Consider the following 24,948-nt stretch of genomic DNA (forward strand, 5'->3'; position numbering starts at 1 on the left):
CGCATCAACTGACCGCGAGGTCCGTCAGGGACGCCGCGCCGGCGGCGAGCAGGTCTTCGGCGAGGCGGATGCCCAGGGAGCGGGCACCGTCTTCGTCCAGCACCGCGGTTGCGGCCGAACGCCGCATAACCCGCGTTCCGTCGTCGCTGCACACCACGGCTTCCAGCTGCAGCCGCGTCTCGGTCAGCGTGGCCAGGGCGCCGATCGGTGCGGTGCAGCCGGCCTCCAGCCGGTTCAGCAGCGCCCGTTCGGCGGTCACTGTCAGCCGGGCGGCATTGTTGTCGTAGGCCGCAAGAGCACGGCTCAGCGGACCGTCGGCGGCGTCGGAGCTCCGGCACTCCACGGCGAGGGCGCCCTGGCCCGGAGCCGGCAGCATCACCGAGGGGTCCAGGAATTCCGAGACCATCTCCAGCCGGCCCAGGCGCGCCAGTCCCGCAGCCGCCAGGACGACGGCGTCGAGGTCGCCGGGGGCGCCCTCCACGAGGCCGGCGACCCGGCCCAGCCGGGTGTCGACGTTGCCGCGGATATCAACCACTTCCAGGTCCGGACGCGCGGCGCGCAGCTGCGCGGCCCGGCGCGGGGATCCGGTGCCCACACGGGCGCCCTGCGGAAGCTGGGCCAGGATCAGGCCGTCCCGGGCGCAGAGCGCGTCACGAACGTCCACCCGGGTGGGAATCGCGCCGATGGCAAGGCCCTCGGCCGCCCCGGTGGGCAGGTCCTTAAGCGAGTGCACGGCAACGTCGCAGTCCCCGCGCAGCAGCGCGTCACGCAGCGCGGCGACGAAAACGCCGGTGCCGCCGATCTGCGAGAGAGCGGCGCGGTTGATGTCCCCCTCAGTCCGGATCCGGACCAGTTCGACGTCGAAGCCGCCCAGGTCGGACAGTGCATTGGCCACGGTCGTGGTCTGGGTGACGGCCAGGGCGCTGCCCCGGGTCCCGATCAGAACGGGCGACTGCGCCACTACTGGACACCCACTGTGGAGTCGGCGCCGGCGATCGTCGGCTTCTCTCCGCGCAGGTTGGCGCAGCAGCCGGGGCGGCAGACGTCGTACCAGGGACCGAGTTTCGTCACGGCCGGGCGGTCGGCGATGTTGTGCTCCGCCGTGCGCTCGGACAGGAGGTCCACGAGGCCGGAAACGAACGTCTCATGGATGCCGGGGGTGGGTGTGCGGTGCGCCGCCAGGCCCAGGTCCCGGCAGGACTGCATGGCTTCGGTGTCGAGGTCCCAGAGGACTTCCATGTGGTCGCTGACAAAGCCCAGCGGAACAATCACGGCACCGCGGACGCCCTTGGCCGGCAGTTCGGCGATGGCATCGTTGATGTCCGGTTCCAGCCAAGGGGTGTGCGGGGATCCGGAGCGGGACTGGTACACCAGCTGCCAGTCCAGGCCCGCCGCTTCGGGGATGCGGTCGATGATCGCGCGGGCGTTGGCAAGGTGCTGCGCCACGTAGGCGCTGCCTTCCTCGAACTCGCGGTCGCGCGGCCCGGAAGCTTCGGCGTCGGCGGTGGGGATGGAGTGGGTGGAGAAGAGGATTTCAATCTTCCCGCCGTCCTCCCCGCGTTCGGCCAGCTGGCCGCGGACGTTGGCGATGGACTCGCGGACGCCTTCAACGAACGGCTCCACAAACCCGGGGTGGTCGAAGTACTGGCGGACCTTGTCCACCTGCAGCTTCTTGTCCAGGCCGGTGGCCAGCAGGTTCATGCCCAGGTCTTCGCGGTACTGGCGGCAGCTCGAGTAGGAGGAGTACACGCTGGTGGTGACCATCAGCAGGCGCCGGTAGCCGGTGTCGTAGGCCTCCTGCAGCACGTCCTTGATGTACGGCGCCCAGTTGCGGTTGCCCCACAGCACCGGGGTGTCGATGCCGCGGCGCTTCAGCTCGGCTTCGAGCGCCGCTTTCAGCGCGCGGTTCTGCTCGTTGATGGGGCTGATGCCGCCGTTGGCGCGGTAGTGCGTGGCCACCTCTTCGAGACGCTCGTCGGGGATGCCGCGGCCGCGGGTGACGTTGCGCAGGAAGGGGATGACGTCTTCCTGTCCTTCGGGGCCGCCGAAGGAGGCCAACAGGATGGCGTCGTAGTGCTTCGGCGCCATCCGGCCGTTGTCGTCAACGCCGTCAAACGGGTCGAAGGCCGCGGGCTCGTTGCCGGCCTCGTTGGTGGGGGAAGTCATTATTTCAGCACCTCGGCAACTTCGGCGGCGGCGATGCGCCGGCCGGTGTAGAAGGGAATTTCTTCGCGGACGTGATTGCGGGCCTCGGTGGAGCGCAGGTGGCGCATCATATCCACCAGGTCGGTCAGGTTCGGGGCCTCGAGGCCCAGGATCCACTCCCAGTCACCCAGGGCGAAGGAGGCCACGGTGTTGGCCAGGACCTGGGGGAATTCACGGCCGAGCATGCCGTGGTCGCGCAGCATCTTGCCGCGTTCCTCGGCCGGCAGCAGGTACCACTCGTAGGAGCGGACAAACGGGTAGACGCAGATCCAGGTTTCGGGAGCGATGCCCCGGGCGTAGGAGGGCCAGTGGTTCTTGGAGAACTCGGCATCCCGGTGCACGCCCATGGCCGACCAGACGATTTCAGTGCCGGCGAACAGGCCCGAGCGGCGGATCTCGCGGACGGCGGACTGCAGGTCTTCGGCGCGGCCGCCGTGCAGCCACACCATGATGTCGGCGTCGGCGCGCATGGCCGACACGTCGTACAGCCCGCGCAGGGTGACCTGCCGGCCGGCGAGCTCCTGCGTGAGGGCCTCGAAGGCCCTGGTGTTTTCTTCGGTGTCGGCAGCGTCAGCGCCGGCTCCGCCCGCCGCAGACCGCTTGAAAACGGTCCAGAGGGTAAAGAACTGTTCTTCGTTAACGGCTGTTTCTTCGGTGCTCTGACCCATGGGCTCACTCATGATTAACAGTCTGCCCTTCCGGGCAGGCTTAGACGAAATACTCCACTTCTACTTGGTGTAGAAGTGGCTAATGTCACAACTGGTCCAGCTGCTCCACCAGACCGGACATCCGGGTGCGGGTGTCGGCGGTGACGGCGGCCAGTCCGGTGCCGGCCAGCCATGCTCCGACAACTTCCAGCCCGGGAACCGCGTCGACGGCGGCACGGACCGAGGCGACCCGGTCCCGGTGCCCGACGGCGGCGGAGGGAAGTGCCCCCACCCACCGGACCACATCCCAGCCGACGACGTCGTCAACGCCCAGTGGAACCTGGAGCAGCACCGAGGCGTCGGCCAGCGCCTGAGCGAAGAGATCGTCGTCGTCCCGTTCCACCGGGCTGGGCCGGGCTGACGCCGCGTCTGCCGCGCTGAGCGCCCGCCCGTAGGACAGCCGCAGCACATGGGTGCCCGGTCCGGTGGAGTCCGCAAGCCACTGCCACTTGGCCGTGGCATGGGTCAGGGCTTTCGCATCCACGCCCTGAACGTCTTCGGCCACGAGGACACCGGTGCCGCGGGGATGGGCGTCAAGGTCCGGCTGGTCGATGACCAGGGTCACGAGTGCGACGCCGGGGCCCGGGCCCGGGCGGGCGGCGGCGAGTTCCGGCACGGTGCCGGCGAGCAGGTCCACGGCGGCGGGACCGTCGGTTGCCACCACGAGCGCGTCCGCGGACAGGGTGCGTCCGGCAGCGGAAACGGTCCATCCGGCGCCGTCGCGTGCCACCGAGTCCACGGCCACACCGGTATCCACCTTGACGCCCCGGGCCGCGAGATCCTCCTCCAGAGCGCGGCTGAGCCTGCCCATGCCGCCGGCAAGGCCGGCAACAGCGGAGCCGGCGGGCGCCGAGGCGCGCAGGGACCCCACAGCCGCAGCCAGCGACCCGTGCTTGGCCAAGGCCGCGCGCAGCCCGGGAGCTACGGAGTCCACGTCCAGGACGTCCGGATCCGACGAATAAACGCCGCCCACAACGGGTGCCACCAGCCGGCGCAGCACTGCATCACCCATCCGGGCGCGGACCACCTCGCCGAGGCTGACGCTTTCCCTGCGGGCCAGGGCACCGACGGGCAGGATCTTGTCCAAGGCCGCCCGGGCGGCGCCGGCCCGCCCGATGGCCCGGACGATTTCAGGTGCCCGGGGATCGGCGGGGATGCCGAGCAGGCCGCTCTGCGGCATCCGCTGGGCGGCGGCAGCGACGTCCTCGCCGGCGAGCTGCAGCCAGGCACCGTCCCGGTTGGGGCTTACGACGGCGTCGCCCAGGCCCAGTTCCCCGATCAGCTCGGGAACGGCCGGCGAACGGGTGGCGAAGGATTCCGCTCCGCTGTCCAGGGTCAGGCCGGCGACGGAGTGGGTGCCCACGCAGCCGCCCACGGCAGCGCCGGCTTCCAGCAGCGTCACGGCAAGGCCGCCGCGGGCCAGGTCGCGGGCTGCAATCAGGCCGGAAATTCCGCCGCCAACCACCACGGCGCTCCGAGCCGGGACGGGGAGTTCCGCTGCTTCAGTCTCGGGGTTGGATTTCCGGGAAACCGGGAAATGGGGAAGAACCGGACGGTGCGGCATGGTTACGGCTCCACCGAGTGGATCAGCTCGACAATACGGGTCAGGACGTCCGGATCGGTGTCCGGCGGGACGCCGTGGCCCAGGTTGACGACGTGGCCGGGGGCTCCGGCTCCGGCCGCCAGCACTTCGCGGACGTGTGCCTCCAGCACGGGCCAGGGGGCTTCCAGCAGTGCGGGGTCGATATTGCCCTGCAGCGGCGTGGTTCCGCCCAGCCGGCGGTTGGCCTCATCCAGCGGCAGCCGGTAGTCCACGCCGACCACGTCGACGCCGACGTCGCGCATGGCACCGAGCAGCTCGGAGGTGCCGGTGCCGAAGTGCACCAGCGGAGCGCCCAGATCCCGGACGTGGTCCAGCGCCCGCGCCGAGGCCGGCGCGACGTGGCGGGTGTAATCGGCCAGGCCCAGGGATCCGGCCCAGGAGTCGAACAGCTGCCCGGCGCTGGCGCCGGCCTCCAGCTGGGCACGCAGGAACATGCCCGAAGCATCAGCTGCCCAGGAGGTCAGGGCCTGCCAGGTGTCCGGATCCGCATGCATCATGGTCCGGGGGCCCAGATGGTCGCGGGACGGCTTGCCCTCCACCATGTAGGCGGCCAGCGTAAACGGGGCTCCGGCAAAGCCGATCAGGGGCGTTGTGCCGAGTTCGGCCACGGTGAGGCGGACAGCTTCACGGATCGGCTCCAGGGCCTCCTCGGTCAGCGTCGGCAGCGCAGCGACATCGGCCGCCGTGCGCACCGGTGAACCCAGGACCGGCCCGACGCCGGGAACAATGTCGACGTCGACGCCTGCCAGCTTGAGCGGGATGACAATATCCGAGAAGAAAATCCCCGCATCAACGTCATGCCGACGAACCGGCTGCAGGGTAATTTCCGAGGCCATGGCCGGATCCAGGCAGGAATCCAGCATTGCGGTCCCTTCCCGCAGTTTGCGGTATTCCGGAAGCGACCTGCCGGCCTGACGCATAAACCAGACCGGTCGGCGGGACGGAATTCCCCCGCGGTACGCAGTAATCAGAGGGGAATCGGCCGTGCGGCCATCCATGAGCGGATGAGAGGCGCTAAGAGTCATACCCTGATTCTCTCCAAAATCCGGCCCGAACGATAACCAGCCGCTCCGGCGGTGCCCGCGCAGACCCCCGAGGTGACGGGAAACACCTCGAAAAGGGCCCAGGTTAGGGGCGCCTATTGAGGGTACGGCGGCAGCGGTGGCTAGTATTGACTCACTGTGGTTCTACTTTCCCTTATTGCGACGCACTCCGATGTTGATCTGGAGACTGTTGCCCGCCTAAGCGCCGGCGCGTCCCAGGTCTCTACTTCCCTGCTCGAAACCGGGTCGGCGGTGTCAGGCTCAGTTGTCCTGGCAACCTGCAACCGGTTCGAGGTCTATTGCGAGGCCAAGTCGGAGGCGGACATTGAAGCTGCCCGCTCCGCCGTCGTCGCAGAAATCAGCCGCCACTCGGGACTGAACAAGGACCTCGTTTCGCGCTCCTTCACCACGAACACCGGCGAATCGGTTGCCAAGCACCTGTTCGCCGTCGGCGCAGGCCTGGACTCCGCCGTCGTGGGCGAACGCGAAATTGCCGGCCAGGTCCGGCGGGCACTGATCGAAGCCCAGGAAAAAGGCACCGCCAGCGGCGGCCTGACCCGGCTTTTCCAGACCGCATCCCGCACCGCCAAGGATGTCGGCGCCCTGACTGCCCTGGGCAAACGGGGGCTGTCCATTGTGTCGGTCGCCCTGGAACTGGCCACCGACCTTTCCGTGGACATCGACTGGCGGAACAAGTCAGTGGTCGTGTTCGGCACCGGCGCCTACGCCGGCGCCACCATGGCACTGCTCAAGGAACGCGGGTGCACCGAGATCAGCGTTTACTCCTCCTCCGAGCGCGCCGAGTCCTTCACGGCTTCCCGCGGCGGCACTCCGCTGACACGGGATTCCCTTCCCGCAGCCCTGGCCGCTGCCGACGTCGTGATCGGCTGCAGCGGCAGCGACAGCCAGGTCAGCGCCAAGGACATCCGCCGCGTGCGGGCCCACAGCAACAAGCCGCTGATCATCATCGACCTGGCCCTGACACATGATTTCGAGCCCGCCGTGCGCGAAGTGGACGGCGTGGACCTGATCACCCTGGAATCGGTGCGCCTTGCCGCGCCGGCCGAGCAGGCCGAATCACTGAAGCAGGCCAGCGGCATCGTGGCCGACGCCGCCAAGCAGTTTTCCGAGCTCCAGCTGAGCCGGCAAATGGATTCGGCGATCGTGGCGCTGCGCCGGCACACGCTGAATGTCCTGGACTCGGAACTGGAAAAGGTCCGCGCCCAGCACGGCTGCACCGGTGCTGCTGAGGAAGTGGAATTCGCCATGCGCCGCATGGTCAAGCAGCTGCTACACGTGCCCACGGTCCGCGCCCGCGAGTTGGCTGCCAGCGGCCAGCAGGACGACTACATCAAGGGACTCGAAGCCCTCTTCGGCATCACCCCGGACCAGCCGGTCACGCGCCGGCCCGCCGCCCCCGCGCACGGCAGCCTGCCGGCCGGGCACGCCGGAATTGCCTCGATCGACGACTCGGACACGGCGGAATCCGCCTAGCCGGATCTCAGCGCCGGCTTCTCAGTTCTCCGGCATTTCAGTACACCGGCTTGGCCGGTTCGATTTCCCGCACCCACTCCAGGATTCCGCCGGACACATTAAATACGTCGGTGTAGCCCTGCCCCAGGAGGAAGGCCGCCACTTCGGCCGACCGCACCCCTGATTTGCAGTGAACGTACAGCTCCCGCCCGCGCTCCGGAAGGTTCTCCCCCGAGAGGATTCCTGCCCGCGGCATCAGCAGCGCTCCGTCGATGCTCACGATCGCGTGCTCGCCGGGCTCCCGGACATCCAGCAGGTCGAAGTCCCGGGCACCGGCCAGCCGCGCGGCAAGCAGCCGCTGCAGGTCATGGACTCCCACAGCAGGCACCTGGGCACCGCTCCCCCGGCCGGCGCCGCTTCCTTCCGGCAGGCCGCAGAAAGCCTCATAGTCGATCAGCTCGGTGACCGGCACTGCCGCCGGGTCCTTCCGCACCCGGATCTCCCGCCAGACCATGTCCAGGGCATTGAGCACCAGGACCCGTCCCAGCAGCGTCACCCCGGTGCCGGTGATCAGCTTCACGGCCTCATTGACCATCACCGCGCCGATCTGCGCGCACAACACACCCAGCACCCCGCCCTCGGCGCAGGAAGGTACCGAACCCGGCGGCGGAGCCTCGGGGTAAAGGTCCCGGTACGTCGGGCCGTGCTTTCCCCAAAAAACACTCACCTGGCCGTCAAAGCGCAGGATGGAACCCCAGACATAGGGTTTGCCCAGGATCTCGGCGGCATCGTTCACCAAGTAGCGGGTCGCGAAGTTGTCGGTGCCGTCCAGGATCAGGTCGTAGCCGGCAAAGATGTCCACCGCGTTGGAGGCGTCCAGCCGCACCGGATGCAGCCGGACCTCGACGAGGGGGTTGAGTTCCAGGACGCTGCGGCGGGCCGACTCCGCCTTGGAGCTGCCGACGTCGGAGACCCCGTGGATCACTTGGCGCTGCAGGTTGGAGGCCTCCACCGTGTCGTCGTCCAGGATGCCCAGGGTTCCCACCCCTGCGGCCGCCAGATACAGCAGCGCCGGCGATCCCAGCCCGCCGGCGCCGATCACCAGGACCCGGGCATTCTTCAGGCGCTGCTGCGCCTGCATGCCGAATTCAGGCAGAATCAAATGCCTGGAATATCGAAGGGTTTCCTCGCCCGTAAGCCCTGCCGCAGGCTCGACCAGCGGCGGCAGTGCGGTCTGAAGCTCAGTCATGGCTCCCAATCTAGTACCCAATCGCGCCGCGGAACCTTTCGCGCTTATTACCCGCGGGTAAACTGAAGTCCGTTCTCCGGGCGCTTCGGCCCGGTGTTGTTGAGAGGTCCAAACACGTGAGCAACCAGCAAACCGGCAAAGCAACCCGGCTCCCCCGGGAGGAACGCCGCCGCCAGCTGCTGAGCGCCGCGCAGGAGGTCTTTGTCAGCAACGGCTTCCACGGAGCCGCCATGGATGACATCGCCGAAGCGGCCCGTGTCAGCAAACCCGTGCTCTACCAGCATTTTCCCGGCAAGCGCGAGCTGTATCTGGCGCTGTTGGAGAACCATCTGGGAACACTGACGGAGTTCCTTACGTCGGCGCTGAACTCCACCACTGACAACAAGCTGCGCGTCCGGGAAACGATGCGGGCATACTTCCGCTTTGTGGCGCAGGACAGCCAGGGCCACCGGCTGGTGTTCGAATCCGACCTGACGAACGATGCGGAGGTCAGCGCCCGGATCGAGGAGTTTAATGCCCGCTTCGCCAGCAGTATTGCCGGCGTGATCGCTGAGGACACCAAGCTTTCCCCCGTGGAAGCCACCCTGCTGGGCCGGGCGCTTGCCGGAATGGCGCAGGTCAGCGCCCGCTATTGGCTGGAGACTAACGGAGACCTGGACATCGATGCGGCCTCCGAACTCATTTACCGTTTAGCTTGGCGCGGAATCAGCCGGTTCCCCAAGGAGATCTAGAGTAGATTTCGAACCGGATACGTTCATTAATACAGGAGGCACCACGGTGGAAGTAAAAATCGGTATTCAGAATGTTGGGCGCGAAATTGTCTTTGAGTCGAGCCAGAACGCCGACGCCGTTGCCGATGTGGTGGCAGAGGCCCTGACCGCGCAGAAGGAACTGCGCCTGAAGGACGACAAGGGCCGTCTCATCATGGTTCCGGCCGGTGTGATCGGCTATGTGGAAATTGGTGCCGAAGAGGTTCGGCGCGTCGGCTTCGGCGCCCTGTAGCCTCCGAACCGGAAGACAGGAAGATGACCAGCCTGATCGTCACCGCCCTAGCCTCATTGGCGGTCGGTTTCGTCGTATTGGGCGCTGACCGGCGCCGGTCCCGCTACGGCATCTTCCTGCTCCCGGGGCTGGCCCTGGTTGCCGGCATGCTGTCCTGGATCCTTCTGCAACTGGCCGGCGCCGGTTCGGATCCTGACCTGCACTGGCTCGTCTGGGTTCTTCCTCCGGTAATCGGCGCCGTCGGTGCCGTTGGCACGGCGCTTGTCCTGGGCCCGGCGCGCGAGGCGCGGGATACGGCGGAACTGGAGCGGGTGCTGCGGTCCTAGCCCCGGAACTGCCCCGGTCCGACGCGTGAGGCCAGCAGGGATCTCAGTTCGCACGGTCAGGCAGTGAGCCCGAGCCTGCTCATGCGGCGCGAGTGGTTGCGCGTGAGGGCGGCAAAGAGGTTCTTGACCTCATCCTCGTAAAGGCCCTGATCCGTGTCCTGCAGCAGTCCGCCCAGAACAGCACGCTCCAGGACCACGCGCTGCGCCTGGGTCAGGGCTTCGCCCACCAGCCGGCGGCCCCACAGGGCCAGGCGCGAGGACAGCCGGGGATCATCCGCCAGCGCCTGCTGAAGCCGCGCCTCAAGGACCGCCCCCGTTGGTTCTGCTTCCTGCAGCCCAAGCACCAGATCCGCCGTCGCCGGGTCCAGGCGCGCAGCCACCGATTGATAGAAGTCATCGGAAATGGCGTCCGTGACGTAGAACTTCATCAGCGACTCAAACCAGTCAGCGGGACGGGTCCGGTCATGGAAGGCGTCCACCGACGGCTGGAACGGCCGCATCGCCGCCTCGGGATCCAGACCCAGCGACTGAAGGTGGCCCGTCACCCGTTCATAGTGTTCATACTCGCGCACGGCGAGCCGGCCCAGGACCGTGCGGTCATGCAGGGTTGGGGAAAACCGGGCGTCGGAGGACATGCGCTCGAACGCTGACAGCTCCCCGTAGGCCATGACGCCGAAGAGGTCCGACAGGAAGCGTCGGTACAGCTCCGCGGGGTCAAGCGAAGGGTCCGGAATCTCCGGGCCGGAAGTGGCAACTGGCTCGGGGCGTGTCCGGTTAGTCATGGATCCCAGCGTACCGCCGGTGCCCCGCCGGGACCGCACCGGCGGGCGCAGGCCACAGCGGACCCCTCCGACCTGCCGCCTGCCTTCCAGCTGCCTTTTCACCGAAAGAACAGGCTGCCGCCCGGCCGCACGCCGCACCCGCTGCCAATGCGCGGTCACCGGCGACCACCGGGTAGACTTGGAGGGTAGTAAAAGGATGCCCGGTCGTCTGATAGACCTTAGCCAGACCCGCAATACCTACGCGATCTTGATATTTTTGGCCGCCTCCCGTGCCCGATGCACCGCGGCGGACCTGCAGTTGTTAGCCCGCGATCGGCTTCCGCTGGACGCATCATGCGCGTGCCACCCGCTCCGGTATGGGCTTTGACAGCCACTCGTCGAGCATGGCGCCGCGATGCCTAACTGAACGGTATTTAATTGAACACTGAACTTACCCAGGTGGACGACAACCGCCACCTCACCGCGGACGACAGCAACGAAGCTCTGACCGTCGCCGAGACCCTTGCCACTTCACAGGCGGCAGCTGAAATTCCGGACCTGACCTTCGCCGATTTCGGTGTCCGCTCCGACATCGTGGAGTCGCTGGCCGAGGCCGGGATTACCCATCCCTTCCCGATCCAGTCCATGACGCTTCCGGTGGCTCTGGGCGGCCACGACATCATTGGCCAGGCCAAGACCGGTACCGGCAAGACACTTGGCTTCGGCATTCCCGCCATCCAGCGCGTCATCGCCCCGGACGACGAAGCGTACGCCTCCCTCGCCGTGCCCGGCGCACCGCAGGCCCTGATCGTCGTCCCGACCCGCGAGCTCGCCGTCCAGGTGGCCGGCGACCTCTCCACCGCAGCGAAGCGCCGCGGCGCCCGCATCGTCACGATTTACGGCGGACGTGCGTACGAACCGCAGATCGAGTCCCTGGCCGCCGGCGTGGAGATCGTCGTCGGAACCCCCGGACGCCTGATCGACCTGTACAACAAAAAGCACCTGTCGCTGAAGAACGTCCGCATCGTCGTCCTCGACGAAGCCGATGAAATGCTGGACCTGGGCTTCCTGCCCGACGTCGAGACCCTGATGGCGGCCACCCCCGCCGTCCGCCAGACGCTGCTGTTCTCGGCCACCATGCCCGGCGCCGTCGTCGCCATGGCGCGCCGCTACATGACCAAGCCCACGCACATCCGCGCCGCCGATCCCGACGACGAGGGCCTGACTAAGAAGGACATCCGCCAGGTTGTCTACCGCGCCCACAACCTCGACAAGAGCGAAGTGGTATCCCGCATCCTGCAGTCCAAGGGCCGCGGCCGCACCATCATCTTCACCAAGACCAAGCGCACGGCCGCCAAGCTGTCCGAGGAACTGGCGGACCGCGGCTTCGCCGTAGCCGCCATGCACGGCGACCTGGGCCAGGGCGCCCGCGAACAGGCCATGCGTGCCTTCCGCAACGAGAAGGTGGACGTTCTCGTCGCCACCGACGTCGCGGCCCGCGGCATCGACGTCGACGACGTCACCCACGTCATCAACTACCAGTGCCCCGAAGACGAGAAGACCTACCTGCACCGTGTTGGCCGCACCGGCCGCGCCGGCAACAAGGGGACGGCAGTGACCTTCGTGGACTGGGACGACGTCCCCCGCTGGGGACTGATCAACAAGGCCCTGGGCCTGGACCAGGCGGAGCCGGTGGAAACCTACTCCTCCTCGCCCCACCTCTACACCGACCTGGACATCCCCGAGGGCACCAAGGGCCGGCTGCCGCGCAACAAGCGCACCCTGGCCGGCATCGGCGCCGAAAAGATCGAGGACCTGGGCGAAACCGGAAAGAAGAACGCCGCGGCCCCCGCCCGCGACGGTTCCCGCGGCAGCGACCGCTCCCGCGGCGGCACGCGCGGTGACCGCCCCCGCGGCAGCGACCGCACACGCAGCAGCGACCGGCCGCGGTCGGAGAAGCGCGACAGCCCGCGCCGCTCCGACGATTCCGCAGCCGCGCCCGCCCAGAAGGCCGAGGCGCCGGCAGCGGTTGCCGCGGACGGCGCTGCCGGCCGTCCCCGCCGGACCCGCACCCGCCGCCGCAACGGCGAAGTGGTGGGCGACGCCGCACCCGCCGCCGAATAGCCGGGCAGCGCCACAGCCCATGAGCACACCCCTTTGGTCGCCGGACGGCAGGTCGCTGGTGGTGCACGCGGACAACGCCGTGTTCCTGCCCACCCTGCCCGACGGCGCCTTCACCATGATCTACGTGGATCCTCCGTTCAACACCGGCCGGTCACAGCGGCGGCAGCAGACCACCATGGTCCGCAGCGCCGACGGCAGCGGCGACCGCGTCGGGTTCAAGGGCCGCAGCTACAGCACGGTCAAGGGCCTGCTCTCCAGTTACGACGACGCGTTCGAGGATTACTGGGCGTTCCTGGAACCGCGCCTGGCTGAAGCCTGGCGGCTGCTGGCCGACGACGGAACCCTGTATGTACACCTGGACTACCGGGAGGTGCACTACGCGAAGGTCATGCTCGATGCCCTTTTCGGCAGGGACTGCTTCCTCAACGAGATCATCTGGGCCTACGACTACGGCGGACGGGCGAAGAACCGCTGGCCCGCCAAGCACGACAACATCCTGGTGTATGTGAAGAACCCTGCCGCGTACCACTTCGACAACGCTGAGGTGGACCGTGAGCCGTACATGGCCCCGGGGCTGGTCACCCCCGAGAAGGTGGCGCTGGGCAAGCTGCCGACGGATGTCTGGTGGCACACCATTGTGTCGCCCACCGGCAAGGAAAAAACCGGCTATCCCACGCAGAAGCCCGAGGGACTGCTGCGCCGCACGGTGGCAGCCAGCAGCCGCGAGGGCGACTGGGTTCTGGACTTCTTCGCCGGTTCCGGAACGCTCGGCGCCGTCGCTGCGAAGCTGAACCGCAGGTTTGTTTGCGTGGATGCCAACCCGCAGGCCATCGAGGTGATGGCCAAACGGCTGGGGCATGCCGCGGATCTGGTGCCGAGCGAGGCGGTGGCTGCCGCGGCAGCTGCGGCTGCCGCGGCAGATGCGACAGCCGCCGCTGTCACTGCCGGCGCGGTGACGGCAGAGGCCGTCAGTTAGCCTCCCGTTGCCGTGGACAAAAAGTCCTAGGGCGAGATCACTGGGGATCCGGTGGCCAGCGCCGTGATTTGCTCCAGTACGTCCGGTGCCGTGGTGAACTCTCCCAGCAGATTGGGCTTGCCCGTTCCGTGGTAATCGCTGGAGCCGGTGACCAGCAGGGAGTTCTTTGCCGCCAGCTGCCGCAGCCAGGCGCGGCCCTCCACCGGGTTGTCCCGGTGGTCGGCCTCGACGCCAAGCAATCCGGCGTCGATCATGTCGGCGAAGGTCTGCTCACCGACCACCCGCCCCCGGGAGGATGCCACCGGATGGGCGAACACCGGCACGCCCCCGGCCTCCCGAATCAGTTCGACGGCGCGGGCCGGGTCCGGGGCGTAGTGCGCCACAAAGTAGCGCGATCGGGCGGTGAGGATGCCGGAGAACGCCGCGGAGCGGTTCGGCACCACGCCTGCGGCAACAAGGGCGTCGGCAATGTGCGGCCGCCCGATGGTCGCCCCCGGCGCCACATGCTCCTGGACCAGCTCCCAGTTGATGGGAAAGTCTTCAGCCAGCCGCTGCACCATCAACTCCGCCCGCGACACCCGGGCCGAGCGTGACCGGGCGATCTCTGCCAGCAGCCCCGGGTGCGCGGGATCGTGCAGATAGGACAGAACGTGGACGCTGATGCCTTCGCGGCTGCGGCAGGACACCTCCATGCCGGGCACCAGGGTCAGGCCCATGCTGCGGGCCGCCTCCCCGGCTTCCGCCCAGCCGGCGGTCGAGTCATGGTCGGTCAGGGCAACGACGTCCAGTCCGGCTTCCTTGGCGGACTTCATGACGGCCGCCGGCGGCTGGGTTCCGTCGGAGACTGTTGAGTGCGTATGCAGGTCGATTCTCACCTCATCAATCTACTTGGTTCCGCCTCACCCGTTGCTCCTGCGGCACGGCAGCGCAGCCCGGGATGTTTGGCCGCCCCGGCTGCTCAGTGAGACCATGGAAGAGTGACTACTGATGCGAATCCACTGACCACCGCCGATGCGTCCGGACTCGAGGAGCTGTCCGAAGGGCAGCCCCTGGATGACCGCGTAAACAACCGTTCGCAGAAGCCCTCCAACGAAGCCTACAAGGCCTTCATGGCCACCGGCTGGGCCGATGACGACGCCGCACTTCCGGCCCGTGCAGAAGTCGCCGCGCACGCGGCTCAGCGCCGCCGTGCACTCTCGGAGCGCTTCCCGGGCGAACGCCTGGTGATCCCCGCCGGCCCGCTGAAGGTCCGTTCCAACGACACCGATTACCGCTTCCGGCCGCACTCCGGCTTTGCGCACATGACGGGACTGGGGCTGGATCAGGAACCGGATGCCATTCTCGTACTGGATCCCGTGGAGCCGGGCACCGGCGACGACGGCGGCAACCACACCGCGGTCCTGTACTTCCGTCCGCTGGCCGGCACCGACAGCGAGGAGTTCTACTCCAACGCCCGCTACGGCGCGTTCTGGATCGGCTCCCGCCTGGGACTGGAGCAGGTCAGCGCCCTGCTGGACCTGCCGACCCGCCACCTGGACGAAGCCGAAACCGCCATCACCTCCAACGTCGGCGACCCGAAGTTCGGCGGCATCTCCGTCCGCCTGCTGCGCAAGGTCGACGAAATGGTCGACGCCCTGGTGGACACCGTCCGCTACAACACCGCCATGGATCCGGAAAACGTGGACCTCAGCGCACTCGATGCCCTCGACGGCGAACTGACCGAGGCGCTGTCCGAACTTCGCCTGATCAAGGACGAATGGGAAGTGGAGCAGATGAAGGCCGCCGTGGCAGCCACTGTCAACGGCTTCACCGAGGTGATCAAGGCGCTGCCCCGTGCCATCTCCCATCCGCGCGGCGAACGCGTCGTTGAGGGTGCGTTCTTCGCCCGTGCACGCGAAGAGGGCAACGACCTCGGCTACGACACCATCGCCGCCGCCGGCAACAACGCCACGGTCCTGCACTGGATCCGCAACAACGGCACGGTAAACGCCGGCGAACTCCTGCTCTTGGACGCCGGGGTGGAAGCCGACAGCCTCTACACCGCAGACATCACCCGCACGGTTCCGGTCAACGGCAGCTACTCCCCCGTGCAGCGCAAGATCTACCAGGCCGTCCTGGACGCAGCGGACGCAGGCTTCGCCGCCGCCAAGCCCGGCGCCAAGTTCCGCGACGTCCATGCCGCAGCTGTCCGGGTGCTGGCCGAGCGGCTCGACAGCTGGGGCCTGCTTCCGGTTCCGCTCGAGGAAGCACTCTCCAGCGAAGGCCAGCAGCACCGCCGCTGGATGCCGCACGGCACCAGCCACCACCTTGGCATGGACGTCCACGACTGCGCGCAGGCACGCAAGGAACTGTATCTGGACGGCATCATCACCGAGGGCATGGTCTTCACCATTGAGCCCGGCTTGTACTTCAAGAACGAGGACCTGACCGTCCCCGAGGAATACCGGGGCATCGGCGTTCGGATCGAGGACGACATCCTGATCACGGCCGACGGTCCCGTCAACCTCAGCGCTGCCCTGCCGCGCAATCCCGAGGACGTCGAAAACTGGATGGCTGGCCTGTACGCCGCTGAATAGCGCCGGCCCGCCGGAATGACCCGAGCCGCCTGAATAAACCAGGTTGCCGGGAACCAGCAGAGGCTCCGCACCCCTTGGGTGCGGAGCCTCTGCCGTTGGCGGTTCGCCGGTGGGAGGCGTTGGTTGCGGTGCTGCTGTTGCCGTGTAGCCGGTTGCTAGCGGTTGCTTCCGGTGCTGCTGTTCCCGTTTTCTGCGCCGTCGGTGCTGTTCCCGTTTTCTGCACCGTTGCTGCTGTTCTGCCCGTCGGCGCTGTTCTGCTGCGGCTCGGCCGAATCCGCCGAATCCGCCGGTGCCTCCGGTGCCGGCGGAAGCCGCACCCCGTACTGCGGTCGGCCGTCGGGAAGATCCGGGAACTGGCCGCGGGGCACGGTTCCGGTGGAGTCCGGTGCTGCAGATGCGCCGTGGGTGCCGCTGGCCCCCTGCTGTCCGGCGTCGGGCTGGCCCGCCGGGGCCTGCGGCTGGCCGGTCGCCGCGCCGTAGGGATTGGCCCAGCTTGCCGGACGGTCCGGAGCTGCGCCCTGGCCGCCCTGGTGCGGCGGCGTGCCCTGGTAAGGGGGTCGGTTCTGCGGAGGCTGGGGATGGCCGTGCTGCCCGATCATCGGCAGCTGCTGCAGCAGCCGACGGGCGTCATTGGCGGCCTGCGGGGCAACAATCACGTCATAGCTGGTGGCGACGACCTGGCTGATGGACGTGAAATCCCGCCGGCCGCGCTGCATGGCGTAGGCCAGCACCCCGAACAGCAGCCAGAAGGCCGCGCCCAGCGCCATGGAGGGAATCAACGACAAGTAGGATTCCCCGCCGGCAAACAGCATCAGGGCCAGTCCCACAAACAGGCCAAACCAGGCGCCGGTCGCGGCCGAGGACAGCGCCACCTTCGGGTAGGACAGACTGCCGGTCACCCGCTCCACTGACTTCAGCTCATTGCCGATGATCGAGACCATCTGGACGGGAAACTTGCTGTCTGCCAGATAGTCCACCGCTTTCTGGGCGTCCAGGTAGGCCGTGTAGCGGCCCACCGTTTCTCCCTGGGGCAGGCTGCGGCCTTCATCGCGTGGCGGCTTTGAACCGAAAAGGTTAGACATCCTCCCATTCTGTCCCACTTGGCGCTCCGGCGGAGGGTGTATCGCTTGAAGTGAACGGCGCCCCGCGTCCCTTCCCAACTGCCGGCGCGTTCGCTGCCGGGTCCTGCGGCCGGAGCCGAACCCAAATACGGCGGAAGCGCCGGGCACCCCGTAGCCTTGGAATGTGAGCAAAAATCCTACCCGCGTCTTCATTGCACGCCTGCTCGGCCTCGACGTCTTCGACCCCCTGGGTGACCGTCTGGGCCGGCTGCGTGACGCCGTCGTGCTCGACCGCGGCCCCGGCCGGCCGCCGCAGGCCGTTGGCATTGTGGTGGAAGTTCCCGGAAAAAAGCGGGTGTTCGTTCCCATCACCCGCATCACTTCCATGGACCCGGGGCAGATCATCTGCACCGGCCTCGTGAATCTCCGCCGTTTTGAGCAGCGCGGAGCGGAGATGCTGGTGGTGGCCGAGCTCTTCGACCGCAAGGTCGTGCTGCGTGATGGCAGCGGCGAGGCAACCATCGAAGACATTGCCATTGAGCAGAACCGCGCCGGCGACTGGCACGTGTCCAACCTGTTCGTCCGGCGGGGCGGTTCGCAGCCGCGGCTGCGCTCCCTGCGCCGGCGCGGCGAGCCAATCATCATCGATTGGACGGACATCTATCACTGGGACATCAGCGGGCCGCAGGCCGCCACCCAGTTCGTTGCGCAGAATGATGACATGAAGGCCGCGGACTTCGCCGAGGCGCTGCATGAGATGAGCGGCAAGCGCCGCATCGAAGTGGCCAGCGAGCTGCAGGATGAACGCCTGGCCGATGTCCTGCAGGAACTGCCGGACGATGACCAGGTGCAGATCCTTCAGTCACTGGACGTGGAGCGTGCCGCCGACGTCCTCGAGGAGATGGATCCCGACGACGCCGCTGACCTCCTCAATGAGCTGCCCGAGGAGCAGAAGGAAGAGCTGCTGCAGCTCATGGAGCCCGAAGACGCCCGTGACGTGCGGCGCCTGATGCAGTATGAGGAGGACACCGCCGGCTCGCTGATGACGCCGGTACCGGTGATCCTGCCGCCGGAGGCGACAGTGGCCGAAGCGCTGGCGCATGTGCGCCGTGAGGAACTGACTCCCGCCCTGGCGTCCTCGATCTATGTGTGCCGGCCGCCGCTGGAGACGCCCACCGGGCGGTATCTCGGCGTCGTGTACATCCAGCAGCTGCTGCGTGCGGCTCCTCCGGAAGCGCTGGGGAATATCCTTGATACAGACCTGGAGCCGGTCCGGGACCACGCGAGCATCAGCGAAGTGTCCCGGATGCTCGCCACCTACAATCTCAACTCGCTGCCCGTCGTGAACGACGGCGGCCGCCTGGTGGGGGCGGTGACGGTGGACGATGTCCTGGACCACTTGCTCCCCGATGACTGGCGCTCCGACGACGCCCCGACTGATGCAAAGCAGGGAAGGACACATGGCTGAAAGAGTGAAGTCCCAAACCAACGGCCTGGATACCCCCCGGACCGCCCGCACCCGCTGGCTGCCCCGGCTCTCTCCGAATCCGGACGCCTTCGGCAGCGCCACTGAGAACTTTGCCCGGTTCATGGGGACGCCCGCGTTCCTGGTGTACATGACGGTTTTTTGTGCGCTCTGGCTGATCTGGAACACCTGGGGGCCGGAACCGCTGCGGTTCGACAATGTCGCGCTGGGCTTTACGCTGCTGACCCTCATGCTGTCCCTTCAGGCCTCCTACGCCGCCCCGCTGCTGTTGCTGGCGCAGAACCGCCAGGATGACCGCGACCGGGTCTCGGTCCGCCAGGACCGCGAACGCGCTGAACGCAACCTGATGGACACCGAGTACCTGACCCGGGAGATCGCTGAACTGCGGATCACCCTGCGCGAGGTTGCCACCCGCGATTACGTGCGCTCCGAACTCCGCAGCCTCCTTGAGGAACTGCTGGAGGCCAACGAGGCACCCGATGAGAGCCACGCACGCCGCGGAAACCGGCGGCGCACCGATGCGGCCGGTTCCACCGACAGCATGCCCAAGCTCAATCCCGGCGGAAGGGAAAACTAAGGCGTGGCAGCAGCGCAGCTAACGGCGGACCGCGCCCTCGCGGCCCTGGACTCGGTCCTGGACCCCGAACTCCGGCGTCCCATTACGGAACTGGGGATGGTCAGCAAAGTTTCAGTGGACGACGACGGCGTCGCCTCCGTTGGCATCCTGCTGACCATCGCCGGGTGCCCGCTTCACGAGACCATTACCGCCGACGTCGAACGCGTCCTCGCAGGGGTGGAGGGCATCACCGGGATCCGCGTTGATCTGGGCGTCATGAGTGCCGAGCAGCGGGCGGCCCTGAAGGAACAGCTGCGCGGACCCGGCGGGGCCAAAGACATTCCGTTCAACCGGCCCGGCTCCCTGACCCGGGTCTATGCGGTGGCCAGCGGCAAGGGCGGCGTGGGCAAGTCCAGCGTCACGGTGAACCTCGCCGCCGCCATGGCCGCCTCCGGTCTCCGCGTGGGGATCGTGGACGCCGACGTCCACGGGTTCTCCATTCCGGGGCTGCTCGGCATTGCCCAGCCGCCCACGCGGGTGGACGAAATGATCCTGCCGCCCGTGGCGTACGGCATCAAGACAATTTCCATCGGCATGTTCGTGGCCGGCAACGCTCCGGTCGCGTGGCGGGGGCCGATGCTGCACCGGGCGCTGGAGCAGTTCCTGACGGACGTGTACTTCGGCGACCTCGACGTGCTGTTCCTCGACCTTCCCCCGGGCACCGGAGACATTGCCATTTCCGTGGCCCAGCTGCTGCCGCAGTCGGAAATCCTCGTGATCACCACTCCCCAGGCAGCCGCCGCCGACGTCGCCGAACGCGCCGGGTCCGTCGCATCCCAAACCGGGCAGAGCGTGGCCGGAGTTATCGAAAACATGTCCTGGCTGCAGCTGCCCACCGGCGAACGGATGGAACTCTTCGGTTCAGGCGGCGGGGAGATCGTGGCCAAGCGGCTCAGCGATGCACTGGGCAAGGAGATTCCACTGCTGGGCAGCATCCCGCTGGACGTTGATCTGCGCACCGGCGGTGATGCCGGAGCACCCGTGGTGCTCTCGGAAGCCGCCGCCGCGGAGGGGTCGGCAGGCGCGGAGCTGCGGCGCATCGCCGCTTCGCTCGCTCGTCGGCCGCGGGGGCTCTCCGGCCTGAAGCTGGACGTCACGCCGCGCTGAGCGGCGGCTTCGGGTCTTAGGTCGCTTCAGTATCGAAGGGTGCCCGTTCTCCGGTCTTCAACCGCATCAGCGGCGTGACGGCGGGAGGCGAGGAGGGTGCGGCCGCGCGTTCGACTCCCGGCCGGGTGTTACCCCGGGGTGCCGCCGGCTCGGGGCGCGCGCTGACGGGTTTGACGGCATCCTCGAAATCGTCGATCAGGGCTTCCTTGATGATCCGCCGCGGATCGTACTGCCGCGGATCAAGCTTGCGCCAATCCACTTCGTCAATTTCAGGTCCCACCTCTTCACGGAGCTGGTCCCGCGCTCCGGTGGCCATGCGCCGCAGTTCACGGACAAGCCGGGCCAGCTGGGAGGCGTATTCCGGCAGGCGTTCCGGGCCAAGCACCACCACGGCGAGGAGGGCCAGCACTAGCAGCTCATAGCCGTTGATTCCGATCACCTGTGAAGACTACCTTTCCCGCACCGTTGCAGGCCACTCGCCGGCCGGACCGGCAGCCGAACGAAGATCCCGCTCAAGACTAGGCCCCCGCGCCGGTCATCGCGGAAAGCCCGCGCTGGATCCGTTCCCAGACGCCCTGAGCTGTATCGGGGGTGTGCAGGACCAGCCTGGAGGACTCGCTGAGGGAGATCTCACTGACGGCCTGATCCAGGACGTCGCCGGACGGAGCCGCGGAAACGGTGTAGGTTACCCGCCGCGAGGCCACCACTGCTTGGTGGGGACGCTGCGGATGGAACCAGACGTCGGGACGGCCCGGTCCGGATTCCTGCTCCTGGAGGATGAAGCCCTCGTCAAGGACCGAATGCCCGCTGATTCCGTCGATCGCCGGCCCCCGGGCACCGCTGTCGGATCGGGCTTCGTGGATGGTTACAGTGCTCCCCTGCCCTTCCAGCGTCATGACGACGGCGGGCTGTCCGGCGATGCGGGCCGAATGTGCCGCCACCAGCGACATTCCCTCGGCCTGCAGTTCGGGGCAGGCCCAGCCGCGGGTCCGCAGTGCGTCGATCTGCTCACGGGTCAGTTGGTTCGCCTCGCCGCCGGTGACCTCACTCCACCCGGAGGCCAGGCCGGGCGCCGAGGCATTCAGGGAAGGATCCGGGGCTAATCCGCCCAGCAGGTACGCCGTGGAGAGGACCAACCCGACAGCCGCGATTGCGCCGGCGGCAAACATCAGGCCGAGGTGCCGGGTCCCGCCTCCGTGGTGCCCCGCCCCGGCGGCGTAACCGTTCTCCACTCCGGGAGCGCCCATCTGCGGGGTTTGTTCGATTCGCCCGCGAAGCTCCGGGCCGGGTTCCGGGATCTGCGCCGAGCGCATGCGGCTCCGGCGGCGGCGTTCCCGTGCGGCTTCGGCCCGGCACTGGTCGCACCGCGAGAGGTGCGTCTCTACGGCCGCAGTGGTAGCGGGGCCGGCCGTGTTGTCCAGATACTCCTGCAGAAGGCGTTTGGGATGGCGCATGGGTCAGTTGGCGCCCGCCACGCGTGGAAGGGCAAGCCGGGATCCGGTCCTCCGCTGCTGCGGGTCGCGGTGCGCCAGCTTCTCCTTCAGCATGGTCCGTCCCCGGTGAATGCGGGAGCGGACCGTTCCAAGTTTGACGCCTAGCGCGCGGGCTACCTCGTCGTAGGAAAGCCCCTCCAGATCGCACAGCACCACGGCGGCGCGGAAGTCCGGGGGAAGTTCGTCCAGGGCGCGGACAATATCCACATCCAGGTTGTTGAATTCGAAGCTGCGCTCCGGACCGGGGCCGTTGCTGGGCAGTCGGCTCTCGGCTTCATCGCTCATGCCGTCAAAGCGGATCCGGCTCTTGCGGCGGGCCTGGTCGAGAAACAGGTTTGTGGTGATGCGGTGGAGCCAGCCGTCCAGGGTGCCGGGCTGGAAGTTCGCCAGTGAGCGGAAGACACGGACAAACACTTCTTGGGTGAGGTCCTCGGCGTCGTGCCGATTTCCAGTGAGCCGGTAGGCCAGGCGGTAGACTTTCGCTGAATGCGCCGTGACCACTTCCTCCCAGGTGGGCCTAACCCACTCGGAGTCAGCCGATCCGTCGGCTGCCATTGAGGGCGTCGTCGTCATGGTCTTCCCTCCTTCCGCTGATCTTTGCGTCCGCGCCGGGGCCGAACGGACCCCCGGGTTATCCTTGCTGCATAATCCGCTTCTGTTTCCTGCATAATTATGTTGACCCATCAGTCTGGGAATTCTCTGTTAGCACGCCCGGTGCGAGCACACAAGGGCGGTCCCGTCGCTTCTTTGTTCGCCGCATCGCCCTGCGAAAGCCAGGCGGACAGCTGCGGGGGCCTAAGCTTGACTGAGCACGCTTCCCTCCAATGAAAGTGACACCAATGAGCGCCGACAAGCAGACCAACTGGTCCTACACGGAGGGGCTGCCCTTCGAGGATGAAGTGCTGCTGCGCGCGCGGGAACGTTCCTACGAGCTGGGAGTCACTCCCGTCTCCACCGGCGTCGGAGCGGCGCTCACGGTCCTGGCGGCCGCTTCCAAGGCCCAGACAGTGGTGGAGGTGGGAACCGGTGCCGGTGTTTCCGGTGTCTGCCTGCTGCGCGGATTGGGCCCGCAGTCGGTCCTGACCACCATTGACTCTGACGTGGACCACCTGCGGGCGGCACGGGAGGCCTACCGGGAAGCGGGGGTGGCGGGAAACCGGACACGCACCATTTCGGGGCGGGCTGCCGAAGTCCTCCCCCGCCTGACCGACGGAGCCTATGACATGGTGTTCATCGACGCTGACAAGCCGTCGTTCCCGGTCTACGTGGCGCAGGCCGTGCGCCTCCTGAAACGCGGAGGCCTGCTGGTGGTCAACGACGCCCTGGACCACGGCAAGGTCTCGGACCCGGCCATCCGCGAGGCGACCACCAACACCATGCGCAAGGTCGGCAAGGCCATCCGGGAAAACGAGTCCCTCGTTTCCTCGCTCCTGCCGACCGGCGACGGGCTGCTGCTTGCGGTGAAGACCGCCTAGGAGCGGCGTTCCCCGCCCACCGGCGCGTCCCGAAGATAGGAAATCAGCAGCCGCGTTCCGAAGCCGGTGGCGCCCTTGGCGATTTCATGACTGTCCGAACCGGCACGCATGGGCCCGGCGATGTCGACGTGCGCCCACGGCACACCGTCGACGAACTTCTCCAAAAACAGGGCAGCCACGATGGCCCCGGCCCCGAATTTGAGGGCAGGCGGCGCGACATGCGCAAGGTCTGCGGTGTGCGAATCCAGGGCGTAGTCGTACTCGTGCACCAGCGGCAGCTGCCAGACCCGGTCGCCGGAGTCGCCGCCGGCCTTTTCCAGCGCGTTGAGCAGCTGCGGCGTATTGGAGAACAGGGCTCCGTACTGCTGGCCCAGCCCCAGGGCCGCGGCTCCGGTCAGTGTTGCCACGTCCACAAGGGCATCCGGGGCCAGCTCGGCAGCGGCGTACGCGAGGGCATCGGCGAGGACCATCCGGCCCTCAGCATCTGTGTTGCCGATTTCCACGGTGGTTCCGTTGTACGTGGTCACCACGTCGCCCGGGCGGTAGGCCGATCCGCCGATGGCGTTTTCGGCCAGCGCCAGCACCGCGGTTACCCGGTGCGGAATCCTGAGCGCGGCAGCGGCCTCGACGGCGGCCAGGACCACGGCGGCCCCGGCCATGTCCATCTTCATGGTCATCATGGCATCACGGGGCTTGAGCGAAATTCCGCCGGAATCGAAGGTGATGCCCTTTCCGGCCAACACGATATGTTCTCCGCCGCCGGACGCCGGCCGGTAGGAAATCTGCACCAGCCGGGGCGGATGGGCGGAGCCGGAGCCCACGGCGAGCAGACCGCCGAATCCCTTCCGCCGGAGCTCGGCCTCGTCCAGCACCGCAATCTCCAGTCCGGCGCGGGCCGCCACGGCACGGCTTTGTGCTGCCATCCACTCCGGGGTAGCGGTGTCGGGCGGGAGGTTCGTCAGGTCCCGCGCGAGCCAGACGGCGCGGGCAGTAATTTCGGCGACGCGGAGGGCCTCCCGGTCCAGCCCCGTCAGTTGCATTTCACGGGCCATCGCAGGGCCGGCAGGCGTCTTGCCGTGTTTGGGTGCCCGGTATCCGCCCAGGAGGAAACCCTCCACAAAGGCCTGCTGCGCGGCAGGGGCCAGGCCGTCCACCACTGAGGCGCGGATCCGGGCAGCTCCCCGGGTTGCCCGGGCCAGGGCGGCGCCGGCGCGGCGCATGCTCCGGACGGATTCGTCCCCGACACCGAGGAAAATTAGTTTTGCGGGGAGCAGCTCTGCTTTGGCGGAGGGCGGTTCCACCAGCAGCGTTTCACCGGCTTTTCCGGTGACTCCCGCGGTGGCCGCACGGGCGGCCACGTCCACTTCGTACCAGAGCGCAGTCTCGACGGCGCCCCGGCGCGGTTGCGGGGTGGGATGCAGTGCTTCGTCCGTGTCCTCCCGGACTGTCGTCGTCGGAGCGGCCGCCATGGCCACTGCCAGGACGTCAACTCCTTCATCAGGCGCCGGCTGCAGCCCGGTGCCGGCGGTGGGGGCGCCGGTCCGTGCGAGCAGCTGCTCCACCGCGGACACGGCGGTCATCGCCGTGTCCTGCTGGTCAGGCCTGTTGGCTTCCCCGGATTCCGGGGTTGCCTTTGATCCTTTGGGAGGTCGCTGCATCGGTTCG

The 24,948-nt window shown here is 67.7% G+C and carries 24 protein-coding genes; 11 read left to right on the top strand and 13 right to left on the bottom strand.

What is annotated here, in order from left to right:
- Positions 1–4 precede the first annotated feature (4 nt).
- From hemC to hemE, 5 genes are all read right to left on the bottom strand, one after another.
- A complete protein-coding gene (hemC, locus tag QNO00_RS04830; protein WP_229965001.1) occupies positions 5–961 on the bottom strand; it encodes a hydroxymethylbilane synthase in 957 nt (318 codons plus the stop codon).
- Positions 961–2,166, bottom strand: coding sequence for a ferrochelatase (locus QNO00_RS04835; protein WP_442860468.1), 1,206 nt, complete (start codon positions 2,164–2,166; stop codon positions 961–963). The genes hemC and QNO00_RS04835 overlap by 1 nt, the downstream gene beginning before the upstream one ends.
- On the bottom strand, positions 2,166–2,885 hold the full coding sequence (hemQ, locus tag QNO00_RS04840) for a hydrogen peroxide-dependent heme synthase (RefSeq protein ID WP_229965000.1): 720 nt from the start codon (positions 2,883–2,885) through the stop codon (positions 2,166–2,168). Before hemQ ends, QNO00_RS04835 begins: the two co-directional genes overlap by 1 nt.
- A gap of 73 nt (positions 2,886–2,958) precedes the next feature.
- Positions 2,959–4,476 (bottom strand): protoporphyrinogen oxidase, encoded by a 1,518-nt coding sequence (hemG, locus tag QNO00_RS04845; protein WP_229964999.1) that lies wholly within the window; start codon positions 4,474–4,476, stop codon positions 2,959–2,961.
- A 2-nt stretch (positions 4,477–4,478) separates the two neighbouring features.
- A complete protein-coding gene (gene hemE, locus QNO00_RS04850; protein ID WP_284023806.1) occupies positions 4,479–5,540 on the bottom strand; it encodes a uroporphyrinogen decarboxylase in 1,062 nt (353 codons plus the stop codon).
- Positions 5,541–5,696: 156 nt separating this feature from the next.
- On the opposite strand from hemE, the gene QNO00_RS04855 reads away from it, so the two are divergent.
- The gene (locus tag QNO00_RS04855; protein ID WP_229964997.1) at positions 5,697–7,052 is read left to right on the top strand and encodes a glutamyl-tRNA reductase; all 1,356 of its coding nucleotides are present in this window, start codon (positions 5,697–5,699) and stop codon (positions 7,050–7,052) included.
- Positions 7,053–7,089: 37 nt separating this feature from the next.
- On the opposite strand, the gene moeB is transcribed toward QNO00_RS04855, so the two are convergent.
- Positions 7,090–8,280, bottom strand: a complete 1,191-nt coding sequence (gene moeB / locus QNO00_RS04860) for a molybdopterin-synthase adenylyltransferase MoeB (RefSeq protein ID WP_229964996.1) — start codon at positions 8,278–8,280, stop codon at positions 7,090–7,092.
- Between the two features lie 116 nt (positions 8,281–8,396).
- On the opposite strand from moeB, the gene QNO00_RS04865 reads away from it, so the two are divergent.
- The 3 genes from QNO00_RS04865 to QNO00_RS04875 are packed head-to-tail and all read left to right on the top strand — an operon-like array spanning position 8,397 to position 9,608.
- The gene (locus QNO00_RS04865; RefSeq protein ID WP_229964995.1) at positions 8,397–9,011 is read left to right on the top strand and encodes a TetR/AcrR family transcriptional regulator; all 615 of its coding nucleotides are present in this window, start codon (positions 8,397–8,399) and stop codon (positions 9,009–9,011) included.
- A 46-nt stretch (positions 9,012–9,057) separates the two neighbouring features.
- Positions 9,058–9,282, top strand: a complete 225-nt coding sequence (locus tag QNO00_RS04870; RefSeq protein ID WP_229964994.1) for a DUF3107 domain-containing protein — start codon at positions 9,058–9,060, stop codon at positions 9,280–9,282.
- A 23-nt stretch (positions 9,283–9,305) separates the two neighbouring features.
- Positions 9,306–9,608, top strand: coding sequence for a hypothetical protein (locus tag QNO00_RS04875; protein WP_284023807.1), 303 nt, complete (start codon positions 9,306–9,308; stop codon positions 9,606–9,608).
- 56 nt (positions 9,609–9,664) lie between these two features.
- On the opposite strand, the gene QNO00_RS04880 is transcribed toward QNO00_RS04875, so the two are convergent.
- A complete protein-coding gene (locus tag QNO00_RS04880) occupies positions 9,665–10,390 on the bottom strand; it encodes a ferritin-like fold-containing protein (RefSeq protein ID WP_229964992.1) in 726 nt (241 codons plus the stop codon).
- A 483-nt stretch (positions 10,391–10,873) separates the two neighbouring features.
- Between QNO00_RS04880 and QNO00_RS04885 the strand changes: the two genes are divergently transcribed.
- The gene (locus tag QNO00_RS04885; RefSeq protein WP_284023960.1) at positions 10,874–12,493 is read left to right on the top strand and encodes a DEAD/DEAH box helicase; all 1,620 of its coding nucleotides are present in this window, start codon (positions 10,874–10,876) and stop codon (positions 12,491–12,493) included.
- A 19-nt stretch (positions 12,494–12,512) separates the two neighbouring features.
- The gene (locus QNO00_RS04890) at positions 12,513–13,469 is read left to right on the top strand and encodes a DNA-methyltransferase (RefSeq protein WP_284023808.1); all 957 of its coding nucleotides are present in this window, start codon (positions 12,513–12,515) and stop codon (positions 13,467–13,469) included.
- 26 nt (positions 13,470–13,495) lie between these two features.
- Here QNO00_RS04890 and QNO00_RS04895 read toward each other — a convergent pair whose 3' ends face one another.
- A complete protein-coding gene (locus QNO00_RS04895) occupies positions 13,496–14,344 on the bottom strand; it encodes a PHP domain-containing protein (protein WP_284023809.1) in 849 nt (282 codons plus the stop codon).
- Positions 14,345–14,446: 102 nt separating this feature from the next.
- Here QNO00_RS04895 and QNO00_RS04900 point away from each other — a divergent pair, with 102 nt between their 5' ends.
- On the top strand, positions 14,447–16,045 hold the full coding sequence (locus QNO00_RS04900; RefSeq protein WP_502863109.1) for an aminopeptidase P family protein: 1,599 nt from the start codon (positions 14,447–14,449) through the stop codon (positions 16,043–16,045).
- 155 nt (positions 16,046–16,200) lie between these two features.
- On the opposite strand, the gene QNO00_RS04905 is transcribed toward QNO00_RS04900, so the two are convergent.
- Positions 16,201–17,127: a YflT domain-containing protein gene (locus QNO00_RS04905; protein WP_284023810.1), complete on the bottom strand. Its 927-nt coding sequence runs from the start codon at positions 17,125–17,127 to the stop codon at positions 16,201–16,203.
- Between the two features lie 163 nt (positions 17,128–17,290).
- On the opposite strand from QNO00_RS04905, the gene QNO00_RS04910 reads away from it, so the two are divergent.
- From QNO00_RS04910 to QNO00_RS04920, 3 genes are read left to right on the top strand one after another with little or no spacing between them, the layout of a single operon-like run.
- On the top strand, positions 17,291–18,574 hold the full coding sequence (locus QNO00_RS04910) for a magnesium transporter (protein WP_229964988.1): 1,284 nt from the start codon (positions 17,291–17,293) through the stop codon (positions 18,572–18,574).
- The gene (locus QNO00_RS04915; protein ID WP_229964987.1) at positions 18,567–19,169 is read left to right on the top strand and encodes a DUF1003 domain-containing protein; all 603 of its coding nucleotides are present in this window, start codon (positions 18,567–18,569) and stop codon (positions 19,167–19,169) included. Before QNO00_RS04910 ends, QNO00_RS04915 begins: the two co-directional genes overlap by 8 nt.
- A gap of 3 nt (positions 19,170–19,172) precedes the next feature.
- A complete protein-coding gene (locus QNO00_RS04920; protein ID WP_284023811.1) occupies positions 19,173–20,315 on the top strand; it encodes an Mrp/NBP35 family ATP-binding protein in 1,143 nt (380 codons plus the stop codon).
- A 16-nt stretch (positions 20,316–20,331) separates the two neighbouring features.
- Here the strand turns inward: QNO00_RS04920 and QNO00_RS04925 are convergent, their stop codons facing one another.
- The 3 genes from QNO00_RS04925 to sigE all read right to left on the bottom strand — a co-directional run bounded on the left by QNO00_RS04925 (position 20,332) and on the right by sigE (position 22,492).
- Positions 20,332–20,754: a twin-arginine translocase TatA/TatE family subunit gene (locus tag QNO00_RS04925; protein WP_284023812.1), complete on the bottom strand. Its 423-nt coding sequence runs from the start codon at positions 20,752–20,754 to the stop codon at positions 20,332–20,334.
- Positions 20,755–20,833: 79 nt separating this feature from the next.
- Entirely contained in the window at positions 20,834–21,769 is a 936-nt protein-coding gene (locus QNO00_RS04930) for a zf-HC2 domain-containing protein (RefSeq protein WP_284023813.1), read from the bottom strand.
- A gap of 3 nt (positions 21,770–21,772) precedes the next feature.
- Positions 21,773–22,492: an RNA polymerase sigma factor SigE gene (gene sigE, locus QNO00_RS04935; protein ID WP_502863112.1), complete on the bottom strand. Its 720-nt coding sequence runs from the start codon at positions 22,490–22,492 to the stop codon at positions 21,773–21,775.
- A gap of 155 nt (positions 22,493–22,647) precedes the next feature.
- Between sigE and QNO00_RS04940 the strand changes: the two genes are divergently transcribed.
- Entirely contained in the window at positions 22,648–23,283 is a 636-nt protein-coding gene (locus QNO00_RS04940) for an O-methyltransferase (protein WP_229964982.1), read from the top strand.
- Here the strand turns inward: QNO00_RS04940 and QNO00_RS04945 are convergent.
- A complete protein-coding gene (locus QNO00_RS04945) occupies positions 23,280–24,941 on the bottom strand; it encodes a leucyl aminopeptidase family protein (protein ID WP_284023814.1) in 1,662 nt (553 codons plus the stop codon). The genes QNO00_RS04940 and QNO00_RS04945 overlap by 4 nt on opposite strands.
- Positions 24,942–24,948: the final 7 nt, after the last annotated feature.

The sequence above is a fragment of the Arthrobacter sp. zg-Y1219 genome, from assembly GCF_030125545.1.
Classification (GTDB): Bacteria; Actinomycetota; Actinomycetes; order Actinomycetales; family Micrococcaceae; genus Arthrobacter_B.